This is a genomic window from Pseudoclavibacter helvolus, assembly GCF_014191305.1.
Taxonomy (GTDB): Bacteria; Actinomycetota; Actinomycetes; order Actinomycetales; family Microbacteriaceae; genus Pseudoclavibacter; species Pseudoclavibacter helvolus.
Map to the genome: position 1 here is coordinate 196260 of NZ_JACHWJ010000005.1, position 24746 is coordinate 221005.

The 24746-nt window shown below is 69.0% G+C and carries 25 protein-coding genes; 10 read left to right on the plus strand and 15 right to left on the minus strand.

Annotated features, from left to right (window positions below; genetic code table 11):
* Positions 1 to 67: 67 nt before the first annotated feature.
* Both msrB and msrA read left to right on the plus strand, forming a co-directional pair.
* The gene (gene msrB, locus FHX72_RS15675; RefSeq protein ID WP_068481697.1) at positions 68 to 523 is read left to right on the plus strand and encodes a peptide-methionine (R)-S-oxide reductase MsrB; all 456 of its coding nucleotides are present in this window, start codon (positions 68 to 70) and stop codon (positions 521 to 523) included.
* Positions 523 to 1032 (plus strand): peptide-methionine (S)-S-oxide reductase MsrA, encoded by a 510-nt coding sequence (gene msrA / locus FHX72_RS15680; protein ID WP_068481693.1) that lies wholly within the window; start codon positions 523 to 525, stop codon positions 1030 to 1032. The genes msrB and msrA overlap by 1 nt, the downstream gene beginning before the upstream one ends.
* Positions 1033 to 1113: 81 nt before the next feature.
* On the opposite strand, the gene FHX72_RS15685 is transcribed toward msrA, so the two are convergent.
* From FHX72_RS15685 to FHX72_RS15695, 3 genes are read right to left on the minus strand one after another with little or no spacing between them, the layout of a single operon-like run.
* Positions 1114 to 1623: a MarR family winged helix-turn-helix transcriptional regulator gene (locus FHX72_RS15685; protein ID WP_183626328.1), complete on the minus strand. Its 510-nt coding sequence runs from the start codon at positions 1621 to 1623 to the stop codon at positions 1114 to 1116.
* A gap of 22 nt (positions 1624 to 1645) precedes the next feature.
* On the minus strand, positions 1646 to 1819 hold the full coding sequence (locus tag FHX72_RS15690) for a hypothetical protein (RefSeq protein WP_183626330.1): 174 nt from the start codon (positions 1817 to 1819) through the stop codon (positions 1646 to 1648).
* Between the two features lie 57 nt (positions 1820 to 1876).
* On the minus strand, positions 1877 to 2626 hold the full coding sequence (locus FHX72_RS15695; RefSeq protein ID WP_183626332.1) for an IclR family transcriptional regulator: 750 nt from the start codon (positions 2624 to 2626) through the stop codon (positions 1877 to 1879).
* 175 nt (positions 2627 to 2801) lie between these two features.
* On the opposite strand from FHX72_RS15695, the gene FHX72_RS15700 reads away from it, so the two are divergent.
* Positions 2802 to 3824 (plus strand): VOC family protein, encoded by a 1023-nt coding sequence (locus FHX72_RS15700; protein ID WP_183626334.1) that lies wholly within the window; start codon positions 2802 to 2804, stop codon positions 3822 to 3824.
* Between the two features lie 433 nt (positions 3825 to 4257).
* Here FHX72_RS15700 and FHX72_RS15705 read toward each other — a convergent pair whose 3' ends face one another.
* Together FHX72_RS15705 and FHX72_RS15710 are read right to left on the minus strand one after the other, a co-directional pair.
* A complete protein-coding gene (locus FHX72_RS15705; RefSeq protein WP_183626336.1) occupies positions 4258 to 5163 on the minus strand; it encodes an SDR family NAD(P)-dependent oxidoreductase in 906 nt (301 codons plus the stop codon).
* Between the two features lie 239 nt (positions 5164 to 5402).
* The gene (locus FHX72_RS15710; protein WP_221186992.1) at positions 5403 to 6107 is read right to left on the minus strand and encodes an IclR family transcriptional regulator; all 705 of its coding nucleotides are present in this window, start codon (positions 6105 to 6107) and stop codon (positions 5403 to 5405) included.
* A 319-nt stretch (positions 6108 to 6426) separates the two neighbouring features.
* On the opposite strand from FHX72_RS15710, the gene hutH reads away from it, so the two are divergent.
* Positions 6427 to 8055, plus strand: a complete 1629-nt coding sequence (gene hutH, locus FHX72_RS15715; protein WP_183626338.1) for a histidine ammonia-lyase — start codon at positions 6427 to 6429, stop codon at positions 8053 to 8055.
* Positions 8056 to 8220: 165 nt separating this feature from the next.
* On the opposite strand, the gene FHX72_RS15720 is transcribed toward hutH, so the two are convergent.
* The 3 genes from FHX72_RS15720 to FHX72_RS15730 all read right to left on the minus strand — a co-directional run bounded on the left by FHX72_RS15720 (position 8221) and on the right by FHX72_RS15730 (position 10253).
* Positions 8221 to 9033, minus strand: a complete 813-nt coding sequence (locus FHX72_RS15720) for a nitroreductase family protein (RefSeq protein ID WP_183626340.1) — start codon at positions 9031 to 9033, stop codon at positions 8221 to 8223.
* A 144-nt stretch (positions 9034 to 9177) separates the two neighbouring features.
* On the minus strand, positions 9178 to 9516 hold the full coding sequence (locus tag FHX72_RS15725; RefSeq protein ID WP_183626342.1) for a hypothetical protein: 339 nt from the start codon (positions 9514 to 9516) through the stop codon (positions 9178 to 9180).
* Between the two features lie 71 nt (positions 9517 to 9587).
* Positions 9588 to 10253: a methyltransferase domain-containing protein gene (locus FHX72_RS15730; RefSeq protein ID WP_183626344.1), complete on the minus strand. Its 666-nt coding sequence runs from the start codon at positions 10251 to 10253 to the stop codon at positions 9588 to 9590.
* On the opposite strand from FHX72_RS15730, the gene FHX72_RS15735 reads away from it, so the two are divergent.
* Positions 10252 to 10389, plus strand: a complete 138-nt coding sequence (locus tag FHX72_RS15735; RefSeq protein ID WP_183626346.1) for a hypothetical protein — start codon at positions 10252 to 10254, stop codon at positions 10387 to 10389. The two genes, FHX72_RS15730 and FHX72_RS15735, sit on opposite strands and share 2 nt — an antisense overlap.
* A 32-nt stretch (positions 10390 to 10421) precedes the next feature.
* Here FHX72_RS15735 and FHX72_RS15740 read toward each other — a convergent pair whose 3' ends face one another.
* Both FHX72_RS15740 and FHX72_RS15745 read right to left on the minus strand, forming a co-directional pair.
* On the minus strand, positions 10422 to 11531 hold the full coding sequence (locus FHX72_RS15740; protein ID WP_183626348.1) for a type III polyketide synthase: 1110 nt from the start codon (positions 11529 to 11531) through the stop codon (positions 10422 to 10424).
* A gap of 301 nt (positions 11532 to 11832) precedes the next feature.
* Positions 11833 to 13104, minus strand: a complete 1272-nt coding sequence (locus FHX72_RS15745; RefSeq protein ID WP_183626349.1) for a M23 family metallopeptidase — start codon at positions 13102 to 13104, stop codon at positions 11833 to 11835.
* 135 nt (positions 13105 to 13239) lie between these two features.
* Here FHX72_RS15745 and FHX72_RS15750 point away from each other — a divergent pair, with 135 nt between their 5' ends.
* The 4 genes from FHX72_RS15750 to araA all read left to right on the plus strand — a co-directional run bounded on the left by FHX72_RS15750 (position 13240) and on the right by araA (position 18426).
* Positions 13240 to 14247: a substrate-binding domain-containing protein gene (locus FHX72_RS15750; protein ID WP_183626351.1), complete on the plus strand. Its 1008-nt coding sequence runs from the start codon at positions 13240 to 13242 to the stop codon at positions 14245 to 14247.
* 176 nt (positions 14248 to 14423) lie between these two features.
* Positions 14424 to 16199: a ribulokinase gene (gene araB / locus FHX72_RS15755; protein WP_183626353.1), complete on the plus strand. Its 1776-nt coding sequence runs from the start codon at positions 14424 to 14426 to the stop codon at positions 16197 to 16199.
* Positions 16200 to 16201: 2 nt separating this feature from the next.
* Positions 16202 to 16912, plus strand: coding sequence for an L-ribulose-5-phosphate 4-epimerase (locus FHX72_RS15760; protein ID WP_183626577.1), 711 nt, complete (start codon positions 16202 to 16204; stop codon positions 16910 to 16912).
* On the plus strand, positions 16909 to 18426 hold the full coding sequence (gene araA, locus FHX72_RS15765) for an L-arabinose isomerase (protein WP_183626355.1): 1518 nt from the start codon (positions 16909 to 16911) through the stop codon (positions 18424 to 18426). The genes FHX72_RS15760 and araA overlap by 4 nt, the downstream gene beginning before the upstream one ends.
* Positions 18427 to 18861: 435 nt before the next feature.
* Here araA and FHX72_RS15770 read toward each other — a convergent pair whose 3' ends face one another.
* From FHX72_RS15770 to FHX72_RS15785, 4 genes are read right to left on the minus strand one after another with little or no spacing between them, the layout of a single operon-like run.
* A complete protein-coding gene (locus FHX72_RS15770) occupies positions 18862 to 19737 on the minus strand; it encodes an ABC transporter ATP-binding protein (RefSeq protein ID WP_183626357.1) in 876 nt (291 codons plus the stop codon).
* Positions 19737 to 20546 (minus strand): iron chelate uptake ABC transporter family permease subunit, encoded by an 810-nt coding sequence (locus FHX72_RS15775; protein ID WP_221186993.1) that lies wholly within the window; start codon positions 20544 to 20546, stop codon positions 19737 to 19739. Before FHX72_RS15775 ends, FHX72_RS15770 begins: the two co-directional genes overlap by 1 nt.
* Before the next feature lie 7 nt (positions 20547 to 20553).
* Entirely contained in the window at positions 20554 to 21483 is a 930-nt protein-coding gene (locus FHX72_RS15780) for a siderophore-interacting protein (protein ID WP_183626361.1), read from the minus strand.
* Positions 21480 to 22598, minus strand: a complete 1119-nt coding sequence (locus FHX72_RS15785; RefSeq protein ID WP_183626363.1) for an ABC transporter substrate-binding protein — start codon at positions 22596 to 22598, stop codon at positions 21480 to 21482. Before FHX72_RS15785 ends, FHX72_RS15780 begins: the two co-directional genes overlap by 4 nt.
* 181 nt (positions 22599 to 22779) lie before the next feature.
* On the opposite strand from FHX72_RS15785, the gene FHX72_RS15790 reads away from it, so the two are divergent.
* Entirely contained in the window at positions 22780 to 23574 is a 795-nt protein-coding gene (locus FHX72_RS15790; protein WP_183626365.1) for a hypothetical protein, read from the plus strand.
* A gap of 337 nt (positions 23575 to 23911) precedes the next feature.
* Here the strand turns inward: FHX72_RS15790 and FHX72_RS15795 are convergent, their stop codons facing one another.
* On the minus strand, positions 23912 to 24697 hold the full coding sequence (locus tag FHX72_RS15795; RefSeq protein ID WP_068492706.1) for a helix-turn-helix domain-containing protein: 786 nt from the start codon (positions 24695 to 24697) through the stop codon (positions 23912 to 23914).
* Positions 24698 to 24746 lie beyond the last annotated feature (49 nt).

Below are 24746 nucleotides of genomic sequence, written 5' to 3' on the forward strand. Positions count from 1 at the left end.
CGTGCGTCCGATGTCGGAACGCTTTCGCCCGCCCGCGTGTTGTCCTGATATTGGAGAGGACATACCCATGACGCAGTACACGAAAGACCAAGACGCCATCGCTCGGCTCACTCCTGAGCAGTACGCCGTGACCCAGCAGTCGGCGACCGAACGCCCCTTCGACAACGAGTTCTGGCACAACGACGACCGGGGCCTCTACGTCGACATCGTCTCCGGCGAGCCCCTGTTCGCCTCAACCACCAAGTACGACAGCGGATGCGGGTGGCCCAGCTTCACGAAGCCACTGAGCGCGGAGAACATCGTCGAGAACTCCGACACGTCGCTCGGCATGCGGCGCACTGAGGTGCGTTCGGCCGCCGCGGACAGCCACCTCGGCCATGTCTTCGACGATGGCCCCGTCGACCAGGGAGGGCTGCGCTACTGCATCAACTCGGCTGCGCTGCGCTTCGTTCCGCTCGGAGACCTTGAGACGGACGGCTACGGCCAGTACATCGGACTGTTCGAGCACAAGGCGGGAATCTGATGGCTGACGAGCGCGCGATCCTCGCCGGCGGATGCTTCTGGGGGCTCGAGGAACTCATCCGCGACCTGCCTGGGGTGTTCAGCACGCGGGTCGGCTACGCCGGCGGCACCACCCCGAACGCTACCTACCGGCACCACGGCGACCATGCCGAGGCCGTCGAGATCGAGTTCGACGCGTCGAAGACCTCCTACCGTGATCTGCTCGAGTTCTTCTTCCAGGTACACGACCCGACCACGAAGAACCGGCAGGGCAACGACCGTGGCGCGAGCTACCGCTCGGTGATCTTGACGCTGAACCCCGAGCAGGAGCGAGTGGCGCGCGAGACGATCGCCGACATCGACGCATCAGGTCGCTGGCCCGGCAAGGTCGTCACGCAGGTCGAAGCGGCCGGCGAATTCTGGGACGCGGAGGAAGAACACCAGAACTATCTCCGCAAGCACCCGGGCGGCTACACGTGCCACTACGTGCGCCCCGGCTGGGTGCTCGAAGAGTCGGCTGCGACGAGCTAGCCGCGAGCCGCGAGCACGTCTGGGCGTCCGCCGTCGGGCACTGGGCGTGCTCGATGGTCGCTCATCTCGAGCGGGTCGCCGTCAGGCGTTCGACGACTCCCCGTCGACAACCGCGGTGACCCGGTCGAGGTACAGCGAGACGAGCTTCGCCTCCTGCGGGGACAGGTCCTCGGAGAGGTGACGGATCTGCCCGGTGACCGGGTCGATCTCATCAGCGTCGAGGTCGGTGTCGACCGGCACGATCATCTTGCGGCGGCGATCATCCGGGTCCTGCATCGTGCGGACGAGGCCAGCGTCCGTGAGGCGCTGCACGAGCATCGTCGCCGACGCACTCGTGACGTCGAGGTAGTCGGCAAGCCCTCCGGGGCTCGTGCTGATCCCGTCGCCCGTGCGCTCGAGAATGAACCTCATCGCAGAGCGGTGCGTCTCGCTCAGCTCGCCGGTCGCCTGGCGCCGCCGACCGAGGCGGGCCTCCGCGCGGCGGAGTTCATCGACGGCATCCGACGCATCATCGCCAGCCGTCGGTTCGGGATGTTCGCGCGTCGTCGCGCGGCTGTCACGGCTGTCACGGCTGTTGGAGAGTTCAGTCATGAGGTGCGGCTCGCGGCCGGCATCAGAGGAACGTGGACACGGTGGCGATGAAGCCGACGCTGAGCATCGCGCCGATCGCACACAGTGCCAGGAACTCCTTGGGGAGCGTGCTGCGCTGGTAGGCGTCCCAGTAGCGGTCCGAGGTGGAGCGCTGGGAGGACTTCTCGGAGGGGGAGGTGGGGGCTACGGAAGTCATGTAGTTAGCCTAGCTATATTCCTCGGAGGCGACAAAGTGAGAACTCCCCGCCACCCCCTACCGCCCGAGCGCCCCCGAGATTCCGCGCGCCGCCATCCGCACCCCGAGCGCGAACTGCGGCTCGGCGAGCCGCTCGACGTGCGCGATGATCGACACGGCCGCCACAACCTCGCCGTGCGCATCCACCACCGGGGCGGCCATCGAGAAGGCCCCCGGCGTCATCTCCTCGACCGACCTCGAGATGCCGGTCGCGCGGATCTCCGCGAGCCGCCGCCGCAGCGCCTTCGGATCGGTGATCGTATTCGGCAGATACTGTCGCGGCTTCGACGCGACCACCTCGTCGAACACCTCGATGGGCGAATGCGCGAGCAGCACGAGCCCAACGCCGGTAGCGTGCAGCGGCAGACGCGTGCCGACATCTGAGATGACCCGCACCGCGTTCGGGCTCGAGATGCGCTCGAGGTAGACAGCGCCGAGTCCGTCGCGCACCGCGATGTGCACGTTCTCCTCCGTCGCGTCCAGCAGGTCTTCGAGGTAGGGGCGCGCGATCGCGCGCAGCCGCTCGGCGGTCGTGCGACGCGCACCCAGGCGCCACAACTTGATACCGACGCGGTACGAACCAGAGTCGGTGCGCTCGAGGCCACCCCACTCGGTCCAGGATGCGAGCATCCGGTGCGCCGTCGACACCGGGAGGTTCGCCGCCGCCGCGATCTGCGTGAGTGTCAGCTCCTCCTTCGCGGCGAACGCCTCGGCGATCGCGAAGAGCTTCTGCGCCACGCTGCGCTCGTCACCACCGCCACCTGCCATGCCGCAATGCTAGCCGCGAGCGGAGCATCCACATCGATGATGCTCGGCATCATGAAGTTCAGCTTCCCTGATATGTGGGTTCGAGACGAAAGTTGTGGTGTGCCCAAGAACGGCACGTGCACACCGCGGCCGAGAACCGCCACAGACGCACTGCACCAGACGAAAAGGATCGACGATGATCAAACTGCTCTCCCATCTCTCGCACATCGAGATCGCGACGCCAGACGTCGAAGCCTCGGTGAGGTTCTACGAAGAAGAATTCGGCCTGCGCGTCGTCGCTCGCGAAGACGGCAAGGTCTACCTTCGCTCGTGGGGCGACTACTACACGTACAGCCTCGTCATCGCCGAGGGCCCGGAAGCGGCGCTCAACGTCATGGGCTGGCGCACCTCCAGCGCCGAAGCGCTCGACGAGGCCGCCAAGCGCGTCGAGGCCGCAGGCGTGCAGGGCACGTGGGCCGAGGGCAGCGTCGGCCACGGGAAGTCGTACACCTTCACGGGGCCCTACGGCCACACCATGGAGCTCTACTGGGACGTCGAGAAGTACCAGGCAGACGCCGAGCACGCCTCCGTCTTCCCCGACCGCCCCGAGAAGCGCTCGAAGCACGCCGTCGGCCCCCGCCAGCTCGACCACGTCACCGTCGCCGCCTCCGACGTGCGCGGCTTCGCCAAGTGGTACAACGAGGTCCTCGGCTTCCGCATCATGGCCTACACGGTGCTCGACGACCACCCCGTCACCGTCTTCTCCGTGCTCACCACCAACGAGAAGTCGCACGACCTCGGCGTTGTCCTCGACAGCTCGTCGCGCCCCGGCCGCATCAACCACTACGCCTACTGGGTCGACACCCGCGAGAAACTCCTCCAGGGCGCCGACGTGCTCATGGAGAACAACATCCCCATCGAGTACGGCCCCTCCATCCACGGCATCGGTGAGCAGAGCTTCCTCTACCTCCGCGACCCCAGCGGCATGCGCATCGAGGTCAACACCGGCGGCTACCGCAACTACGTCCCCGACTGGGAGCCCAACGACTGGAAGCCCTCCACCGGCTCCAACAACCTCTACCGCAACGGCGCCATGCCGATCTCGATGACCGAGTCCTTCCCGCCGGACGCCGGCCGCCCCACGGCCACGGAAGAGGGCATCCTGCCGGGCACGGAAGAAGCCATCCTCAACCCATACGCCGTGCAGGGACGCGGCTAACCCGCCACAAGCGACGTCGCCGTTTCTCCAGCGGCGGCGTGAGATCCGCACGAGCGAGATCTGCGCTCCCCAGATCTGCACTCCCCAGATCTGCGCTCCCGAGATCTGCGCTCCCGAGATCTGCGCGGGCCACGCGCATCCACCAGGTTCCTCCTTTCCTGGTGGATGCGCGTGGCCCGCGTTCGCGCGCGCGGCCGGCCACTTCTGAATCTCGGGATGGCTTCCTCACTTCGGGATGGCTTGCAACCCATCCGGAGATGAGGAACCCATCCCGAGTCGTGGCATGTCGGGCATCCCGAGTCGTGGCATGTCGGGCCTCCCGAGTCGTGGCATGTCGGGCCTCCCGAGTCGTGGCATGTCGGGCCTCCCGAGTCGTGGCATGTCGGGCCTCCCGAGGAGCGCCGGCTTCACGAGGGAGACGCACCATCGCCACTCAGTCGGCGATAAGGGTGCCGCCGTCGATGACGATGTTCTGGCCCGACACGAATGCGCCAGCACGGGACGCGAGCCAGACGACCGCTCCCGCGACCTCCTCCGGTTTACCGAAGCGGCCGAGCGGCGTCTTCGCGAGGCGGGCGAGGGCGGCCGCCCCGCCGCCCGTGATGGGCTTCGCGAAGTCGGTCGAGATGACGCCCGGCGAGATCGCGTTCGCTCGCACGCCCTTCGAGCCCCATTGCACGGCGAGGTTGCGCACCAGTTGCGCGTTCGCGGCCTTCGTCACCCCGTAGCCCGCGAGCGCGCGGTTTCCGCGGAGCCCCGCGATGCTCGACATCACGATGAACGCACCTCCTCCCACCGCCGCCATTGTCGGAAGGGTGAGCTCGGCGAGCAGCGCCACCGAGCGCACGTGCAGGCGGTACATGGCGTCGAGGGTTTCCACCGAGTCGAGGCCGCCGGGTCGGTCGAGGGCCGCACCTGCGTTAGCGAGGACGGTATCGATGCGGCCAGCCCGCTCGCGGGTGCGCTCGACAAGCTTCGCGAGCTGATCGTCGTCGGTGAGGTCACAGATTTCGCCGACGACATCGAGACCGGATGCACTCAGCTCGGCCGCAGCCCGCCCCGGCCCGCTCTCCGCGAGTCCCGCGATCACGACGTGCGCGCCGGCGGCCGCGAGCGCCGTCGCCGAACTCAGGCCAATGCCGCTTGCGCCGCCCGTCACGATCGCAACCTGGCCGCTGCAGTCGAACAGCGCGGCGGGGGCGAGGGTGGCCGGGTCCGGGGGTGTCGAGTCTGGTGCCCCAGGAGCAGGCGCCGTCGGAGCGGGTGGAGACGGATCCGGCAACCCCGGAAGCGGCGATATCGGGTCGGGAGGTTCTGGCGTCGTTGCCGGGGAGGTCATCTCTCGATTGTGTCCGTGCATCCGCTCGCTCGTGATCGTTTCTGCCTATGCGCACATCAGCGCCACCGCCTTCGCGAGTGAACCCGGGAGTTTCGGGATGGCTTCCTCACTTCGGGATGGCTTGCAACCCATCCCGAAGTGCGGAACCCATCCCGAAGTGCGGAACCCATCCCGAGACGGAGAAGCGGCACGGGAGAGCGGCACGGCAGAGCGGCACGGGGCACCCGCACCGCGGTCGGCTACGAGCCGGAGATGCGCCGGCGAATCTCAGCTGCGGCCACCTCGAGCAGGCCCCTCATCCGGTCCTCGTCCTGCGGGCGATCTTCAGACCAGGTCACGGCGATGGCGGCCGCGGGCCACCCGGCGTGGTCGAGCACGGGCATGCCGACGGAGCGCATCCCGACGGAGACCTCGCCGTTCTCGGAGGCAAGCCCGCCGCTGCGAATCTCGTCGAGCACCGACCGCAACTCACGAGGCTTCTTCGGCCCGCGACCAGTGCGGTCGGCGAACGACGAAGCGTCGGGGTACAGGGCACGCACCTGTTTCTGCGGCATCGCGGCGAGCATGGCGCGACCGGATGCGGTGAGGTGCGCCGGCAGTCGCACGCCGACGTCGGCCACGAGCACGGGCCGGCGCGGGGCGCGCTCGTCGACGATGTAGAGCACATCGCGGCCGCTCATCACCGCGAGATGTGCGCTCTCTCCCACCTGATCGACGAGGTCGGCGACCACTTGGTGTCCGACGCGGGCGAGGGGCTCCTGCCGCGCGTATCCGCCTGCAAGCTCAAAGGCCGCCGTGCCGAGTCCCCACCGACGTTCGCCGCGCAGGTGCACGACAAAACGGTGCTCGAGCAGCGTCGTCAGCAGGTGATAGACGGTCGAGCGTGGGATGCCAAGCTGCGTCGCGATCGTGCTCGCAGCCACAGGTCCTCGCTGCCAGCTCATGAAGCTGAGAATCGCAAGCGTCTGATCGGCCGCGGGCACCTGCGGGCTGGACCGAGCCGCCGAGCCTCCCCGGGCGGTCACGCGCCGACCCCGGCTGCGCCCTGCGTGCGCGACACGCGGGCGTTGACGCCGCCACCGACAAACTTCGGTGACAAAACGCACCGAACGCGCCGGAAACGAGCCAGAACCGCCGAGTCGTCACCGAGATTTGCAGCGCGGCACGAGCACACGTCAGCCTTGCCCGTCATGTCTGAGATCACAGACAATGAGTGTCCTCGCCGGGGAGACAACGCGCAACGGTTGGAGTGGAATCGATGGCATGAGCACACCCGTACCCGCAGCAGGCCGCAATGAGCGCGAAGCAGACGTCGCCAGCCCAGGCACCGGCCGCGTCGCCGAGGAAACAGCCGGCAGCGTCACCGTCACCATCGGCCTGCGCCCGCTCGAGCCCTCCGAGGTGGTCGCGGTCGCGCGGCATGGCGTGCTCGTCGAAGTCGCGCCGGACGCACTCGCCGAGGTCGCCCGCTCGCGTGAGCTCATCGAGCGCCTCGCGGACGACCCGAACCCGCATTACGGCATCTCGACGGGCTTCGGCGCGCTCGCGACGACCTTCATCGCGCCGGAGCGGCGCGTGCAGCTGCAGGCGAGCCTCGTCCGCTCGCACGCGGCGGGCACGGGCCCCGAGGTGGAGCGCGAGGTGATTCGGGCGCTGCAGCTCCTGCGCCTGCAGACGCTCACGACGGGGCGTACCGGGGTGCGCCCGATTGTCGTCAAGACGTACGCGGCCATGTTGAACGCCGGCATCACGCCGATCGTGCGCGAATACGGCTCCCTCGGCTGCTCGGGCGATCTCGCCCCGCTCTCCCACCTGGCGCTCGCCGCGACGGGCGAGGGGACGGTGCGCGACGCATCCGGCACCGAGGTGGATGCCCGAGACGCGCTCGTCGCGGCCGGCATCGAGCCGCTCGTGCTCCGCGAGAAGGAGGGCCTCGCGCTCATCAACGGCACGGACGGGATGCTCGGGATGCTGCTGCTCGCCATCCACGACATCGAGATGCTCCTCACGACGGCCGACGTCGCGGCGGCGATGTCGGTCGAGAGCCAGTTCGCGACCGACGCCGTCTTCGCCGCTGATCTGCAGGCACTGCGCCCGCAGCTCGGGCAGGGTGACTCCGCAGCGAACCTGCGCCGCTTCCTCGCCGGGTCCCCCATCGTCGCGAGCCACCGCGGCGCCGACGACGGCCGGGTGCAGGACGCCTACTCGCTGCGCTGCTCCCCGCAGGTGCACGGCGCGGCCCGCGACACGGTCGCGCACGCGACCCTGATCGCGTCGCGGGAGCTCGCGTCCGCCGTCGACAACCCCGTCGTGACGGTGGATGGTCGGGTCGCCTCGAACGGCAACTTCCACGGGGCGCCGGTCGCGTACGTGCTCGACTTCCTCGCGATCGCGGTCGCCGACGTGGCGAGCATCTCCGAGCGGCGCACCGACCGCGCCCTCGACCCGGCCCGCAACCGCGGGTTGCCGCCGTTCCTCGCACACGAAGTCGGCGTCGACTCCGGCCTCATGATCGCGCAGTACGCTGCGGCCGGCATCGTGTCTGAGTTGAAGCGGCTGGCGGTGCCCGCATCCGTCGACTCGATCCCGTCGTCGGCGATGCAGGAGGACCACGTGTCGATGGGCTGGGCCGCAGCCCGCAAGCTGCGCCGCGCCGTCGACGGACTCGGGCGGGTACTCGCCATCGAGGTGCTCACCGGGTCGCGCGCGTTGCAGCTGCGAGCACCGCTCGAGCCGGGGCCCGCGACCGCAGCCGTCAGCGCTCTCGTCGCCACCGTCTCCGCCGGCGCAGGCCCCGACCGCTTCCTCAGCCCCGAGATGGAGGCCGTGGCTGAGCTCGTGCTCTCCGGCGAGGTCGCCCGGACCGCGCTCGAGAACTCAGCCGCGAACTGAACGCGCGAGCTGACGGACGCGCTGGCCCGACCCCGCGCATCCGCTCGCTCACGCGCAGCCCCCGACCTCAGGATGGGAAAGTCGCTTCGTTGCGGGAAGTTCCCCACAACGAAGCGAGGTTCCCATCCCGAAACGGAATTGCGGCGGGTTCGTGGCCGCCCCGAGCTACCTGCCAGACGAAGGCGTAGCCTCGTCCCATCCCCGCTGTGGGGTCTCGCAGGTGTCGCGGAACACGTACTGCGAGGGCAGCTTTCGCTGGTGTGACGACCAGTCGATGGCGGGGCGGCGCTGCTCCTTGGGGAGGTAGCCGAGGCGGTAGACGGCCATGAGCTCGAACTCGTCCGGCACCTTGAGCAGGTCGACGATCTTGTCCCATTGGCCGGGCACCTCCATGGGGAACGACACGAACTGGATGCCCATGCCGATCTCGCCCGTCGTGAGCCAGATGTTCTCCATCGCGGCGCCCATGCTGAAGACCGAGTAGAACGACGACAGCTCGCCCGGCCGGTATTCGGCGCGGTCGAGCATGACGCCGAGGAGCAGCGGGGAGCCGGCGACGAGCTTCCGGTTCTCTTCGCCGAGCGTGTTGGGCACGCGCAGGGAGTTCATGAGGAACTGCCCACGCTTCGTGAAGACCTGGCTCGTGAGCGGCCGCAACGGTGCGGGGAGCTTGTCGAACAGCATCCCGTCGCGCCGCTGCTCCATCTCCTCCTTGCTGAACCGGAAGTACGGCTTGTAGCGCTCGAAGAACGTGCCGTTGCTCATCGCGGTCGTCATGCTCTCGCCGCTGATGCTCGCGATCGCCTCGATCGTCTCGCGAGCCTCCACAACGACGAATCGCCACGGCTGGCTGTTGAGCTGCGAAGGCGCACGACCGGCGACCTCCATGAGGAGGCGCTGGTGCTCCTCGCTGACGGGATCGGGAAGGAAGGGGCCGTTCGTGGTCTTGCGGCGTCGCAGAACGTCGAGGAATTCCATGCGCTGAGTCTGGCGTATCAGTCTGAAACGTGTGCCGAGCGATCACTGCCAGGGAAATGGCCCTCTAGCACTCACTCTGAAGGGCGATTCGGCTGCCAGCGATCGCCAGGACAAGCCCAAGAAGGGGTGTTTGGCTTGCAGGTGTCAGCGGCGCGTGGATGCGCGCACCGCGAGCGCGTAGAAGGGTGCGGCGGTGAGGGCGAGCGACGGGTGGCGCCGCGAGTGGGTGCCAGCGAAGGGGATCGCGGCGAGCGGCACCGCGGTCGGCAGCAGCAGCTTTCCGGCGCGGCGGCGGCGCTCGTCGCGGCTCGTGAGCAACGCGACGCCCGCGGCGAGTGTCAGCGCGGATGTGCAGATGTAGAGAGCGTGGTGGATCCAGTGCCAGCGACCGGTTCGCACCACTCCGGTCGCGACGCTGAGCCCAAGCGCGCAGTTGGCGGCGTAGCTTGTCGTCGCGGCGACCAGCAGCGGGGGCACATTCACGACGCCGAAACTACACGGGCGGCCTGAAGCGAAGGCTGGAGCCGTGCGCTCTCGGCGGGACGAGCATCCGCTCACCCCTGCGGTGTGAGCGTCTCGTCTCGAGTCAGCAGCAGCCGGTACGGGAGCTCGCATCGCACGAGCCAGCCCTGCGGAACCGCGGCACGGAGTTCGGGGGCCGTGTAGCTGCGGCGGATGGACAGCGTCCCGTCGTAGTGCACAAACGACCCGCGGTCGAGGGGCTTCGTCGCGGCGCCGAACGCGGCGAGCGCGAGTCGTCCGCGTTCGATGTCGCTGTGCAGGGCGAGCGGGGCGAGGGACGCGCTGTCGGCGAGCAGGCTGGCGAGCGCGTCCGGGTCGAGGTGGTGCAGCAGGTGGTTGGAGGTGACGATGTCGAAGCGCTCCCCCGCCGCCACGAGCTCGCCGCTCGAGGCCGCCCGGAAGTCGACGCCGAGCCGCGTCAGCCCGCGCGACTCCACGAACTCGTGCGCCCGCTCATCGGGGTCGATCGCGGTCACCTCGAGGCGGAGTCCGTCGCGTGCCGCCCACGAGGTGAGGGCGAGCGGAATGTCGCCGCCCCCGAAACCGATATCCAGCAGCCTGGATGCGCGCCGCCGGTCGAGCACGGGCCGCACGTCGCGCAGATACACACGCCGCCACCCGGCCACGAGCGCGTTCACGGCGCGGAACTGGGCATACGTCGCGAAGAGGCGGTCGCGGTCGCAGTCGGGGTCGTCCATGAGCTCGAGCGAGGTCGTGTCGCGTGGCAACGAGAAGCGGGAACGGGATGCACTCACTGCAGCGGGCCGCTCGTTCGGGGTCGGCGGGTTGCGGCAAGCGACCGGGTTGCCGACGGGACCGTCCTCGGAGCTGTGACGTTCACGAGACCGCCAAGCCGCGCTCGAACCTCACGCGCGCATCCGCGTGAACCGACCGACCTCCACCGTCAGGCCCGGCCCGAACGCCATCGCGCAGAGCGCCTCGCCGACGCCCTCGAGGTGCGTGTCGTCGGCCCCCTCTGCCAGCAGCCGCTCGAGAATGAACAGCACGGTGGCGCTCGACATGTTGCCGTAGTCGCGCAGCACGCCGCGCGACGGGGCGAGCTGTTCTTCTGTGAGCCCGAGCGACTGCTCAACCTTGTCGAGGATGCTCCGCCCGCCCGGGTGGATGGCCCACAGCGGCGTCTCAGCTGGCACGGTCGGCGCGAGCAGGGGCGCGACGACGTCCTCGATCGACGCCCCGATGATGCTCGGCACGTACCCGGAGAGGCGCATCCGGAACCCGCTGTCGCCGATCGTCCAGGCCATCTCCGACTCGCCCTCGTCGGTGATGGTGCTCTCGAGGGCGTCGATGCTCAGGATGCTCGTGCCAGCGGGCGCGGGGCGTGCGGTCACAAGGGCTGCCGCGGCCCCGTCGGCGAAGACGGAGGTGGCGACGATCTGCTCGGGGTCGTTGGAGCTGGTCAGGTGGATGGTGCACAGCTCGACGCACACGATAAGGACCACGGCGTTCGGGTCGGCGCGGGCGAACGCATCCGCTGCCCGCAGCGCCGGGAAGGCGCCGTAGCAGCCCATGAAGCCGAGGTGGAAGCGCTGCACGCGCGGTGACAGGCCGAGGCCGCGCACGATCTCGTAGTCGGGGCCGGGCGCGTAGAAGCCGGTGCAGGAGACGGTGACGACGTGCGTGATGTCGGATGCTTCGAGCCCGCTGCCGTCGAGGGCGGAGCGGGCCGCGCCGAGCAGCAGCTCCGGGACACGCTCGGCGTAGAGCTGGTTGCGGGCACCCGTCGATGCGTCGAGGACGATCCCGTCAGCGACGAGGGCCGAGTCGGAGCCGCCGGCGAGCGCATCCACGACCGTGTGCCTGCGGTTGATCGCCGAGCCGTCGAACGCCGCGCCGATGAGGCGGGCACCGAGGCGGTTGACGCCCGGCTGGCCTGCGAATAGGTCACGGGCCTGGGTCTGCGGCAGCTCGGTCGGGGGTACTGCGGTGCCGATGCTGCGGATGTGCACGCTCACGCCACGACGGTACGCCTCGCATCCTGAGAGCACCCGCGCGCCGCCGCGAGCCAGCACAATCGCTGCCAGAGAGATGGCCCTATACGCCGCCCCTTAGGGGCACATCGGCTGGCAGCGATCACGCATGGTCGACCCTCGAGGGCACATCGACTGGCAGCGATCACGGAGGGGCGCCCCTGAAGGGCACATCGACTGGCAGCGATGCAACCGCGAGTGCCCGTGAGACTCACAAGTCCCGCAAGACCCGGTAGACCCGCAAGAAGCCGTCAAAGAGGGCGCGGGTCACACCGCCTCGCCCCCGCTACTCGCCCGGGTAGGTCATGAGGTCGCCGGTGAGCGGCACCTGGCCGGTGCGCTCCCCCGCGTTCGCCTTGTCGACCTCGTACCCCTTGCCCTGTTCGCCGGCGTCGAGGGCGGCCTGCGAGGTGACCTGGCCGTCGAGCGTGAACGTGTCGAACACGAACGGCAGCCCGTTGGAGGCGAGGGGGTTCGGGGAGTCCATGATGTGGAAGTGGAGGTGCGGGGCGTCGGTGTTGCCGGTGTTGCCGAGCAGGCCGAGGCGGTCTCCGCGCGTGAGCTGCTGCCCGACTTCGAGCTCGAAGGCGTTTCCAGTCTTGAGGTGCGCGTAGAAGGCGTAGTTGCCGCCGCCGATGTCCTGCACGACATAGTTGCCGCCGTATTCGTCGAGCGTGAGCGTGGGGCCGGGAGCTGTGCCGGCCTTCTGCTCCTCGCGGTCGCTTGTGATGGCGACGATGGGCCCGTCGGCGACGGCGATGACGTTCTCGCCGAAGCCGGGGTAGCTGCGCGCGTTGTCGCGGGCCCCGTCGTAGAGCTTCATCGTCGGGGTGAGCTTGACGTAGTCGATGGCCCAGCGTTCCGGCGCCCAGTAGGTGCCGTTGATGGGGCTGACGGCACCGCGGTGCGCGGTGAGGCCGCAGCAGCCGTTGGCGTCGAGCCAGCCGCTTCCGGTGAGGGGCGGGCCGATGACAGCAACCTCGCGTCTGTCGACGGCGACGGCCTGCGTGGTCTCGGCGATGGTCTTCTCGTACAGCGGCAGTTGCGCCTTGGGCATCTCGACGGTGACGGTGTGGTCGATGCGGTCAGGCACGTCGGTGTCGGATGCGACGGTCGCGTCCATCCACACCGTCGCGTTCTGCCCAGGCCCGAGCTCAAGCCCTCCGCCGTCGGTGGCACCGGCCACGCGCATCACGTTGTTCAGGTCGTCACCCTCGAGCTCCTGCAGCACCGTTCCGCCGCTGCTCGCCTCGACCGCCTGGATCTTCACCTTCGACGGCGACCCGTTGGTGAGCTGCAGCTCGTAGGCGAGGTGGATGCGCTCATCCGTGCCGAGCACGGGGATGGGCGCGGCGAGGGCGGAGACGACGACGGGCGTGAACTGCTCGCCGGTGGCTCCGGGTGCGGTCTCGACGGGAGGCGTCTCGCTGACGGACGGGGGTGCATCCGCCCCGATGGTGAGGGCCGGGCTCGCCGAGCAGGCGCTGAGGAACAGGAGGCCCGCCGCCGCGAGGGCGGCCGAGAAGACACGCGCGTTCCCCGCCCTGATGCCGGTCATGGGTTGAGCTTAGGCTCGCGAACGGAGGCTCGCCAGGTGAAAACGCAATGGTTGGCGGCAGCACACGGCCAGCGCGAAGTGACCATCGTTTCACGGGCCGACCGGGCCCGACGGCCGATCGGAGATAATCAACCCGTGCCGACTCCCAGCCCCGCCTCGACGCCGCGTGCCGCGAGCGTCTTCGACGTCGCGAAGACGGCCGGTGTCTCGCACCAGACTGTCTCGCGCGTGCTCAACAACCACCCGAGCGTGCGCGAGACGACGCGCGCGAAGGTACTGGATGCGATGCGCGAGCTCGACTACCGCCCGAACCTCGCGGCCCGCACCCTGTCGTCGAAGCGCAGCCGCACGCTCGGCGTCATCTCGACGTCGAAGGGCGAGTTCGGGCCGGCATCGAGCATCTCGGCGATCACCGAGGCGGCCCGCTCGCGCGGCTACAGCACGATCATCGAGTACGCCGACGAGCTGTCGCCGACCTCGGTGGATGCGGCCCTTGCGAGCCTCGCGGAGCTCGCGGTCGAGGGCATCGTCGCGGTCGCCCCGCAGACCCGGGTACTCGAGGCGCTGCAGTCGACGCACACGAGCATCCCCTTCGTGACGGTGCAGAACCGCGAGACGCTCGATGGAGTCGAGGTGGCATTCGACCAGTTCCGCGGGGCCCAGCTCGCGACAAAACACCTGCTCGACCTCGGCCACACCAGGATCGTGCACCTCGCCGGGCCCGGCGACTGGCTCGACGCGACCTCGCGTCTGCATGGCTACGAACACGCGATGACGGAGCGCGGCTTGTCACCCCAGCACGTCGACGCCCGGGCCTGGACCCCGGCCGCCGGCTATGGGGCAGGCCGCGAATTGCTCACTTCCGATGCCACCGCGATCTTCTGCTCGAACGACCAGCTGGCGCTCGGCGTGCTCCACGCCGCCCACGAGCTGGGCGTCGAGATACCGGGCCGCGTCAGCCTCATCGGCTTCGACGACATCCCAGAGGCGGCCCACTTCTGGCCGCCGCTGACCACGATCCGGCAGGACTTCTCGGTCGCGGGCCGCCGCTGCGTCGAGCAGCTGCTGGACGACGGGGACGCGACACCCGCAACGGAGCTGACGCTGGTGACGCGCGCATCCACGGGTCCCACCCCGATCTAGCGGCCGGCCCGACAGAGCAGCGCGCCTCGCCCCAAAGCCGCGCTTTGGCCATGCGACGCATTCCCGGGCCCGGGACGCGCCTCCGGTTCCCTTTTCAAGGTTCTTGTCGTAGCCTCTCCCACAGAATGTGATCGATCACATGACCTCGAGGCACAGCCAAAGGAGACCTGCCGACGATGAGCGAGCCAACCGAAACGCGCGAAGCACAGCGCGAGACCTACGTCGTCGGCGTCGACTACGGCACCCTCTCGGGCCGGGCGGTCGTCGTCCGGGTCCGCGACGGCGCCGAGCTCGGCGTCGGCGAGCTTCCGTATCCGCATGCCGTGGTCGACGAGCAGCTCCCAGCAACGGGCGAGAAGCTCCCGCCCGAGTGGGCGCTGCAGGTGCCGAGCGACTACGTCGACGTACTCAAGGTCGCCGTGCCTGCCGCCATCGCCGACGCGGGCATCGACCCGGCCGACGTCATCGGTATCGGCACCGACTTCACGGCCTGCACGATGGTGCCGACGCTCGCCGACGGCACTCCCCTCAGCGAGGTTGCCGGCTTCGAAACCCGCCCGCACGCCTACGTGAAGCTCTGGAAGCACCACGCCGCGCAGCCCCACGCCGACCGCATCAACGACCTCGCCGACCTCAGAGGCGAGAAGTGGCTCGCCCGCTACGGCGGCCTCATCTCGAGCGAGTGGGAGTTCGCGAAGGGCCTGCAGCTCCTCGAGGAAGACCCCGAAGTGTACGCCGCGATGGACCACTGGGTGGAAGCGGCCGACTGGATCGTCTGGCAGCTCACCGGCACCTACATCCGCAACGCCTGCACGGCCGGCTACAAGGGCATCCTGCAGGACGGCGAGTACCCGAGCCGCGAGTTCCTCGCCACCCTCAACCCCGACTTCGCGGGCTTCGCCGACGACAAGCTCGCGCACGAGATCGGCCAGCTCGGCGACGCCGCCGGGACGCTCTCGGCGGAGGCAGCGGCCTGGACCGGCCTGCCAGAGGGCATCGCGGTCGCGGCCGGCAACGTTGACGCGCACGTCACCGCCCCGGCCGCCGCGGCGACCGAGCCCGGCCAGATGGTCGCCATTATGGGCACCTCCACCTGCCACGTCATGAGCTCCGACAAGCTCGCGGAAGTGCCAGGGATGTGCGGGGTCGTGGACGGCGGCATCGTCGCGGGGCTCTACGGCTACGAGGCCGGCCAGTCCGGCGTGGGCGACATCTTCGCGTGGTACGTCGAGAACCAGGTGCCCGCGCGCTACGAGCGCGCGGCGGCCGAACTTGGCATCTCGGTGCACGAGCACCTCACCAACCTCGCGGCAGCGCAGCCCGTCGGCGCGCACGGCCTCATCGCACTCGACTGGCACAGCGGCAACCGCTCCGTGCTCGTCGACCACGAGCTCTCCGGCTTGCTCGTCGGGGCAACGCTCGCGACCAAGGCGGAAGACGTCTACCGCGCCCTGCTCGAGTCGACCGCCTTCGGCACACGCAAGATCGTCGAGACCTTCAACGCCTCGGGCGTCCCGGTCACCGAGTTCATCGCGGCCGGCGGCCTGCTCAAGAACGCGTTCCTCATGCAGACCTACAGCGACATCCTCGGCATGCCGATCTCGACGATCGACAGCGCGCAAGGGCCGGCGCTCGGCTCCGCGATCCACGCGGCGATCGCCGCAGGCGCGTACCCGGATGCGCGTGCCGCGGCCGCCGCCATAGGCCGGGTGACGCGCGCCAAGTACACGCCGAACCCCGACGCCGTGGCCGCCTACAACGAGCTGTACGCCGAGTACGACCTGCTGCACGACCACTTCGGGCGGGGCGCGAACCAGGTCATGAAGCGCCTCAAGCGGCGCCGCCGCGAGGCGATCGCCGGCGGATCGACAGCCGAGGGAGCCGCATCCCCTGCCGCCGCAGCAGACCCATCCGCATCCGCACTCGCAACCCACGAGGAGGTCAGCGCGTGAGCATCCAGACCATCACGCCTGAAACTCAGGCGAGCATCGACACGATCCGCGCCGAGGTAGCGGCTCTCCACGCCGAACTCGTGCGCTACGGGCTTGTCGTCTGGACGGGCGGCAACATCTCCGGCCGAGTGCCCGGCACCGAGCTTTTCGTGATCAAGCCATCCGGTGTCAGCTACGACGACCTGGCCGCCGACAACATGATCCTCTGCACCCTCGACGGCGAGGTCATTCCGGGCACACCCGGCTCCGATCGCTCCCCCTCGAGCGACACCGCTGCACACGCCTACGTCTACCGGAACATGCCCGAGGTGGGCGGGGTCGTTCACACGCACTCCGACTACGCGGTTGCCTGGGCAGCGCGCGGCGAGCCGATCCCCTGCGTCATCACAGCCATGGCGGATGAGTTCGGCGGGGAGATCCCCGTCGGGCCGTTCGCGATCATCGGCGACGACTCGATCGGGCGCGGCATCGTCGAGACGCTGCGCGGGCACCGCTCGCGGGCCGTGCTCATGAAGAACCACGGCCCGTTCACCATCGGCAAGGACGCCCGCGACGCCGTCAAGGCGGCCGTCATGGTCGAGGACGTCGCCCGCACCGTGCACATCTCCCGCCAGCTCGGCAGCCCTAACCCCATCCCCCAGCAGGCCGTCGACTCGCTGTTCGACCGCTACCAGAACGTCTACGGACAAGACCCGACAGGAGCCCTCAGTTGAGCGCACTCCCCACTTCCTTCGACGCTGCGGAGATCTGGTTCTTCACCGGCAGCCAGGGCCTCTACGGCGAGGAGACGCTGCGTCAGGTCGCCGACCAGTCGCAGGCCATCGTCGAGACTCTCAACGAGTCGCCGAACACGCCCGTGAAGATCGTCTGGAAGCCGGTGCTCACCGACTCCGACGCCATCCGCCGCGCTGCCCTCGAGGTCAACTCGAACGACAACGTCATCGGCATCGTCGCGTGGATGCACACCTTCAGCCCCGCGAAGATGTGGATCCAGGGCCTCGACTCGCTCGCGAAGCCGCTCCTGCACCTCCACACGCAGGCCAACGTCGAGCTGCCGTGGGCCGACATCGACTTCGACTTCATGAACCTCAACCAGGCGGCGCACGGTGACCGTGAGTTCGGGTACATCCAGACGCGCCTCGGCATCCCCCGCAAGACGGTTGTGGGACACGCGTCGAGCACGAGCGTGACGCGGCAGATCAACAGCTGGTCGCGCGCCGCGGCCGCCTGGCAGGCCGTGCGCACCATGAAGCTCGCCCGCTTCGGCGACAACATGCGCTTCGTCGCCGTCACCGAGGGCGACAAGACGGAGGCCGAGCTGCGCTTCGGCGTGCAGGTCAACACGTGGGGCGTCAACGAGCTCGCCGACGCCGTAGCCGCGGTTGATGACACTGCCGTGGATGCACTCGTCGCCGAATACGAGGAGCTGTACGACGTCGCCCCCGAGCTGCGTCGCGGCGCCGAGCGCCACCAGTCGCTGCGCGACGGTGCGGCAATCGAGCTGGGCCTGCGCTCGTTCCTCGAGGCCGGCGGCTTCAGCGCCTTCACGACGAGCTTCGAGGACCTCGGCGAGCTCAAGCAGCTGCCGGGGCTCGCCGTGCAGCGGCTCATGGCGGAGGGCTACGGCTTCGGCGCGGAGGGCGACTGGAAGACGGCCATCCTCGTGCGGGCCGCGAACGTCATGGGTGCTGGCCTGCCGGGCGGCGCGAGCCTCATGGAGGACTACACGTACGACCTCACGGAGGGCAGCGAGCTCATCCTGGGCGCGCACATGCTCGAGGTGAGCCCCTCCCTGACGGTCGCCAAGCCGACCCTCGAGGTGCATCCGCTTGGCATCGGAGGCAAGGACGACCCGGTGCGCCTCGTCTTCACGGCCGACCCGGGCCCCGCGGTGGTTGTTGCACTCAGCGACATGCGCGACCGGTTCCGCCTCGTCGCGAACGTCGTCGAGGTCGTCGAGCCCACCGCTCCCCTGCCGAAGCTGCCCGTCGGCCGCGCCGTGTGGAAGCCAGAGCCCTCGTTCGAGGTGTCGGCCGCCGCCTCGCTGACGGCGGGTGCCGCGCACCACACGGTCATGTCGACCGCGGTCGGCATCGACGTGTTCGAGGACTTCGCGACCATCGCGAAGACCGAGCTGCTGCGCATCGACGCCGACACCACCCTGCGCGAGTTCAGCAAGGAAGTGCGCTGGAACCAGGCCTACTACCGCCTGGCGCAGGGCCTCTAAGCAGGGCGGCTTCTGCACGGCATGCGCGCCGGCAGAGCCGCCCCGAGATCGGGGTCGCCGACGCGCCTCCTTGCGTCGGCGGCCCCAAACAACGACCACGTGGTGGCGCCACTCTTCTTCGGAGAGGGCCAACGGCGCCACCCCGTGGCGCGAACTCCCGCCCGCTGGCCCAGACCTGGGCCTCACGCATCCGCTTGTCCTGCTGTAGATGCGCAACCCCCAACATGTGCGCAGGAGCCGAACGCAGACCTGGGGCTACTTCATCCACCCCGCGCGGAGCGGGTGCGCAACCCCCCAGGTCTACGGAAGCTATGTCTGCAGAGGGGCCGCGCGAGCCCTAGGGCTTCTACAGCCAGCTTGCGAGAAGCGGATGCGCAAAGCCCCGGTCTGCACGGGGAACGACGCAAAGCACCGGTCTGCAGAGGGCCCCGCCCCCTACTCCGCCCACACCCCTTCGCGTGGGATCACGAGCGGCGTGCCCGTCTCGGGGTCGTCGATGATCCGGCAGGACAGCGAGAAGATGTCCTCGACGAGCTCCGCCGTGAGCACCTCGCCCGGCTCGCCCTGCGCCACGATCTCGCCGTCGCGCATGATCACGAGATGTGTCGCGAAGCGGGCCGCCTGGTTGAGGTCATGCAGCACGGCGACGAGCGTGCGCCCCGCGCCTCGCAGCCGGCGGAACAACTCAAGCAGCTCGTACTGGTGCGAGATGTCGAGGAACGTCGTCGGCTCATCGAGCAGCAGCACTGGCGCTTCCTGCGCGAGCGCCATCGCAACCCACACACGCTGCCGCTGACCGCCGGACAGCTCGTCGACGAACCGCGACGACAGTGCATCCACTCGCGTCGCCGCCATCGCCGCGCTCACGGCACGCTCGTCGGCCTCCGACCAGCGGTCGAACATACCCTGGTGCGGGAACCTGCCGCGCGCGACGAGGTCGGCGACGCGGATGCCCTCCGGCGCGAGCGACGTCTGCGGCAGCAGGCCGAGGCGCTTCGCGACGTCCTTCGTCTTGAGCGTGAAGATGTCGGTGCCATCGAGCAGCACGCCGCCGACGCTCGGCTTGAGGAGCCGCGCGAGCGCCTTCAGGAGCGTCGACTTGCCGCACGCGTTCGGGCCGATGATGACCGTGAACGAGTGAGCGGGCAGGTCGAAGTCGAGGCCCTCGATGATCCGCTGCTCGTCGTAGCCGACATGCACGGAACGGGCCTGCAGGTCGGCGGTGCCGGCAGCGCTGGCAGCTGCGCTCGCAGCGGATGCGGCTGGCTTCGCCTGGGTGGTGTCCGGAATGGTGTGAGCTTTGATCGTCATCACTGACGTCCCTTCTTCGTGACCTGCTCGTGGACGAGCAGCCAGGCGAGGTAGATGCCGCCGACGCACACGGTGAGCACGCCGAGGACGATGAGGGGAAGGCACGTGAGCACAACTTCCATCGACCTGCCGCCGATGGAGCCGACGCCCCAGAAGCGGGTGACATTGAGGGCGTCGATGTTCTTCAGCACGATCGCCGAGGTGAACCCGCCGAGCACGGCGCTGATCGCGACCCCCGCCAGGGTGAGAGCCAAGGGTGTCGCCTTGCCACCGCCGACGGATCCCATGGCGTAGACGAGCATGGTCGCGAGGAATGCCCCGATGAGCGCGAACCACACGTACTGGCCTGGAGCCGTGAAACCGAAGATCCCGACCGCGAGCGTCACGACGAAGCTCGCGCCGGCGTTGACGCCGAGGAGGCCGGGGTCGGCGAGCGGGTTCCGGGTGAACGCCTGGATGAGGGCGCCGCACAGGCCGAGCGCCGGACCGACGACGAGTCCCACGACGGTGTGGGGGATGCGCAGGTCGAGCACCATGACGTGCTCCTCCGTCGCCCGCGAGCCGAGGAGGCTCTCCCAGACGACTTCGGGCGCGATGGCGCGGGCACCCACGAAGATGCTCAACAGCACCGTGCTGGCCAGCACCGCGAGGGCGATGACCAGCGCCAGGGTGCGCTTCGCGTTGCTGCTCGCCAGGCCGCTGCCACGTGCATCCAGGCCGCTGCCGCGAGAATCCGGGCGGCTGCCGCGGGCGCCCGAGCCTGGAATAGCCCCTGTTGCCCGCGGCCCTGCAGTGCTGACTGCGACCACGATGCGACTAGAGCCCGACCGAGGCGTAGATGCGGAAGACCTCGTCGATGCGGGTTTCCTCATCGACCTGTTCGCCGTCTTCGGACTCCCCGTACAAGTCCATGATCTGCTGCTTAATGGACTCGTCGAGCGCCTCCCACTTGGCCGTCCAGGCTTCGACCTCGTAGGTCCAATAGCCGACGACCTTGTAAGCGGAGCCTGGCAGGCCGAGCGTGTGACGGAGGTGGCTGCGCACCTCGCGGGTCACGCGCGTCTCCCCGGCGACCCACACGTAGACGCTGCCGTCTGTTGGGATGTCGAGTCGCTTGACGGTCTCGACGAGGCGGCTCGGGCGGTGCCCGTTGCCGGAGCCACGCACCCAATTCGCCGCCTTCAGGTCGGCCGCAGGGAACAGCTCGTAGCCCGCATCCCGGATCTCACAGACGATCTCCGTCTCGACGTCCGGCGTGAGCTCGGCCACGCGGAGGGCGGCTGGGAGTGCTGGCTCGTCGCAGATGAGCATCTGCTTCGTGACCCCCTCCGGCAGCGCGTAGAGGTCGCGCGGCGGGTTGATGCCGAGCACGTAGCCGGGCTTCGCGCCGAGCACCCACGTGCTCGCGATACCCCTCTCGTGGATGACGAAGTCGATGTCGATCTCGCCGGGTCGGTGGTCGCGGATCGTGTACGTGCGCATCTGCGACGGCTCGACGCCCTCCTCGTAGTCCCAGCCGCGGCCGGAGACGAAGGGGAGGCGCGGTTCGAGGTGTGCCTCGTCGGGGAAGAAGAGGCGCACGTACTCGTCGCCGATGCCCGTCGTCGGGTAGTCGAGCAGGTCGTCGCCACCCAGCGTGACGCGGATCATCCCAGGCCCGAGCTGCTTCACCCCGGTCACGACGGCGCGGTGGATGCGCTCCTCGTACTCGGTCGCTTCAGTTCCGGATGCGGTGCGGTAGGTCATTCTGCGCCTCCGACGCCGTTGCCGTCGATGGCCGAGTTGAGCATGGGAACGAACTCGTCGATTGCCCACGGGATGGAGAGGGGCGTCGGCGCGTTCGTGGCCATCGCGAGGGGCTCACTCTCGAGGAAGAGGTAGTGGCCGGTCGCGATGGGCTCCCACAGCTTGAAGGTGGGGTGGTTCAGGGTGTAGTCGAGCTCTTCCTCGCTGTTGGACCAGGCGACGAAGATGTCGGCGGGGATCGTGTCGAGTTCCTCAAGGCTCACGGCGCCGTACCAGTTGTCACCCTCGACGGTGCCGAGCACGGTTTCCATGGCTGGCGTGTTCTGCAGGCCGAGCTCGGTGAGGAACTGCACCCGCAGGTCGCTCGGGATGTAGATGCCGGCTTCCGTTGCGCCGTCGCTCAGGGTGAGGCCGTATGCGAAGGTCGTGTCAGCGAACCTGGGGTTCTCTTCCTTGACGGCGTCGAGCTTGCTCTGCGTCTCCGCGATGATCTCGTCGGCCTTCGCGGGCTGGCCGAGGCTGTCGCCGACGATCTCGACAAGCGACTGCCACGACTCCGAAGCCCACGGCTTCTCGGGGTACGCGACGGTCGGGGCGATCTCGCTGAGGCGGTTGTACTCGACCTCGGTGAGGCCGGAGTGCGGGGCGAGAATCACGTCGGGCTCTAGGGCGAGCACCTGCTCGAAGTCGAGCTCGTTCGCGTCGTTGTAGTTCAGGATCTCCGGCATCGTGCCGCCGAGCTCCTCGACCTCAGCGCGGAACCAAGGCGAGTAGCCCTCTTCGTCCCCGCCCCACGTCTCGGGGATCCCGACGGGGACCGTGCCGAACGCGGCGACGACGTCCTGCGTCGCCCAGCCGATCGTCACGACGCGCTCTGGTGCCTCGGTGATCGTCGTCTCGCCGAGGGCGTGCTTCATCGTCACCGGCAGGGCACCTTCTTCGGCTGCCGTTGCCGTTACGCCGTCCGCCGCCGCGGCGTCACCGGATGCGCATCCCGCAAGGGCGAGGACTGCAACGGTTGCCGCCGCGAGGGCTCCTGTCCAGCGGCGGTGCGCCGGCCGGACCGGGGAGGTCCGGGAGGAGGTGGACGGGCGGCGGCTGACAGTCGAGGTCAAGGTGGCTCCATTCGACAGAAGTACAAACGCTAGAGGTAAGGCTAACCTCAGAACACACCGAGCCTACGGATGTGACGTATCGCTCCGCGGACACTCGGCGTCGCATTCCTGCCACGGTCCCGCCCACCCGTCGCGGAGCCGACGGCGCGAAACCGGCCTCGTGCCGCGCTACGCTTCGAGAGTGAATCAAGACGCGCTGTTCGGGGGACTGCTCGTCATTTTCGTGCTCGCTGTCATCGCGATCGGCGCGATCGTCGCGTTCGGCGACCTCAGCATCCGCCCCCGCCAGCGGCGCCTGCCCGTGTGGCAGTACAAGCACCGTGTGATCGGCAAGGACCAGCCGTACGTCACCTCGGCCGGCTCGTTCCCGGCAAGTGAGCAGCGCCTCTGGGAGATGTGGCTCGAGACCCACAAGCCCGGCACTCTCGTCGCGGTCCCTCTCGAAGACGAGGAATCGACTGTGGCACCGGCCGAAACGACCGACGCGGAAGACGACGCAGCAGCGGAGGACAAGGGCGCCGCCGAAGACAAAGGCGCTTCCAAGAACAAAGCTGCGGAGGATGCCCCGGAGAAGCTCCCCGAGATGAGGCAGATGCGGGTCTCCCGCGTCTCCCGGGAACTTCGCTCCGTGCATCCGATGGCCCTCGTCGGCTTCAACGCCTACTTCGAGGAGTACGAGAAGAGCGAGTTCCCCGTGGGTCTCATCGTGCGCGGCAGCGACGGTGTCGCAATGGTGACGCTCACGGACGAGGACCTCGTCGCGTTCGACGAGCGCGGGCGTCGCCTCTGGTCCAGCCGCTGGGAGCGACTCATCTTCTCCAACGCCCACGACCTGCTGCTCTACAACGGACACATGCAGATCCGCATCGACGACGAGGACCAGCGCGATCTCGTCGAGGCGCTTGTCGTCAAGTACGGAAGGTTCGAGCAGATGCATTTCCTTCCGGGCCCGGAGCGCCGCGCGTCGGACTCCTGACGCCTGACGCCCTGCCGAGCACGCGGCGCCCTGCCCACAGACCGCGCGCAACCAAAGCATCCCCGGCAACCGCTGCAACCGCTGCAACCGCTGCAACTATTCGACTCCGGATGGGTTCCGCACCTCGGGATGGGTTGCAAGCCATCCCGAAGTGCGGAAGCCATCCCGAAACGAAGGGGCGGACCGGCGGGCGGGGCTCGACCGATCGCCCGACCGACCGCTCGCCCGACCGACCGCTCGACCGCTCGACGGCTCGACGGCTCGACGGCTCGACGGCTCGACGAAGGCCTCCGACCGCTCGACTAGAGCCGGCGGTCGGGGGCCGGTGCGTGACGAGCTACGGCCGCCAGTCGCTTGGCTTCGAGCCCATGGCGCGGCGGAAGGCTGCGCTGAACGCGCTCGTCGTGGCGTAGCCCACCCGTCCCGCGACGGTCCCGACGGGCAGGTCGTCGGCGAGCATCCGCGCGGCGGCGGCCATGCGCACCATGGTGCGCCAGTGCGAGAAGGTCATGCCGACCTCAGCCGCGAAGATGCGGGCGATCGTGCGCACGCTGAGCGAGAGCTGCCAGGCCCAGGCCTCGACGCCGCGGTCATCCGCTGGATCGTTGAGCACGCGGCGCACCAACGGCGCGAGGCGCTCGTCGCGCGGCACGGGCACGGTCTCGACGTAGCTTGTCGCTTCGGGGAGGAGCTCGATCACGACGGTCTGCGCCCGCAATCGCTGGTCGACCTCCATGGGCGACTCAGCGAGGTGGAGCAGCAGCTCGCGGAACGCGGCGCCCAGCTGCACGGTGCCAACCGAGTGCCAGTCGGGGGCGACCTCGGGCGTGAAGTAGGTGCAGCATCCGGTCGAGGACGCGTCGACCTCCATCGTGTGTGGCGTGAACGGCGGCACCCAGATGCCCTGGCCGACGGCGAGCGTGCGCATGGCGCCCTCGACGAGCACGACGACACTGCCCCGGGATGGCCACATAATCATGCCCTCTGGATGCATGTGCGGCTCGGGTTCGCCGAGGTTCGGGCCTGCAAGCACGGCGGTCGTGAGGAGGAAGGGTGCGGGGATGCCCGCCGGCCTGACCTCGACGGTCGCAGGCCCTGGGCTGAGTTCGAGCGCCTGGAACACGGTGAATCTCCTGGTTGTCCGCAACGCAACAGAAGTTGGCCGAACGCAT

What these genes read in the sequence shown, in the direction of transcription:
- msrB (WP_068481697.1), top strand. Translation starts at nt 68, where the DNA reads ATGACGCAGTACACGAAAGACCAAGACGCCATCGCTCGGCTCACTCCT.
- msrA (WP_068481693.1), top strand. Translation starts at nt 523, where the DNA reads ATGGCTGACGAGCGCGCGATCCTCGCCGGCGGATGCTTCTGGGGGCTC.
- FHX72_RS15685 (WP_183626328.1), bottom strand. Translation starts at nt 1,623, where the DNA reads ATGACTGAACTCTCCAACAGCCGTGACAGCCGTGACAGCCGCGCGACG.
- FHX72_RS15690 (WP_183626330.1), bottom strand. Translation starts at nt 1,819, where the DNA reads ATGACTTCCGTAGCCCCCACCTCCCCCTCCGAGAAGTCCTCCCAGCGC.
- FHX72_RS15695 (WP_183626332.1), bottom strand. Translation starts at nt 2,626, where the DNA reads ATGGCAGGTGGCGGTGGTGACGAGCGCAGCGTGGCGCAGAAGCTCTTC.
- FHX72_RS15700 (WP_183626334.1), top strand. Translation starts at nt 2,802, where the DNA reads ATGATCAAACTGCTCTCCCATCTCTCGCACATCGAGATCGCGACGCCA.
- FHX72_RS15705 (WP_183626336.1), bottom strand. Translation starts at nt 5,163, where the DNA reads ATGACCTCCCCGGCAACGACGCCAGAACCTCCCGACCCGATATCGCCG.
- FHX72_RS15710 (WP_221186992.1), bottom strand. Translation starts at nt 6,107, where the DNA reads ATGAGCTGGCAGCGAGGACCTGTGGCTGCGAGCACGATCGCGACGCAG.
- hutH (WP_183626338.1), top strand. Translation starts at nt 6,427, where the DNA reads ATGAGCACACCCGTACCCGCAGCAGGCCGCAATGAGCGCGAAGCAGAC.
- FHX72_RS15720 (WP_183626340.1), bottom strand. Translation starts at nt 9,033, where the DNA reads ATGGAATTCCTCGACGTTCTGCGACGCCGCAAGACCACGAACGGCCCC.
- FHX72_RS15735 (WP_183626346.1), top strand. Translation starts at nt 10,252, where the DNA reads ATGAGCTCGAGCGAGGTCGTGTCGCGTGGCAACGAGAAGCGGGAACGG.
- FHX72_RS15730 (WP_183626344.1), bottom strand. Translation starts at nt 10,253, where the DNA reads ATGGACGACCCCGACTGCGACCGCGACCGCCTCTTCGCGACGTATGCC.
- FHX72_RS15745 (WP_183626349.1), bottom strand. Translation starts at nt 13,104, where the DNA reads ATGACCGGCATCAGGGCGGGGAACGCGCGTGTCTTCTCGGCCGCCCTC.
- araB (WP_183626353.1), top strand. Translation starts at nt 14,424, where the DNA reads ATGAGCGAGCCAACCGAAACGCGCGAAGCACAGCGCGAGACCTACGTC.
- FHX72_RS15770 (WP_183626357.1), bottom strand. Translation starts at nt 19,737, where the DNA reads ATGACGATCAAAGCTCACACCATTCCGGACACCACCCAGGCGAAGCCA.
- FHX72_RS15780 (WP_183626361.1), bottom strand. Translation starts at nt 21,483, where the DNA reads ATGACCTACCGCACCGCATCCGGAACTGAAGCGACCGAGTACGAGGAG.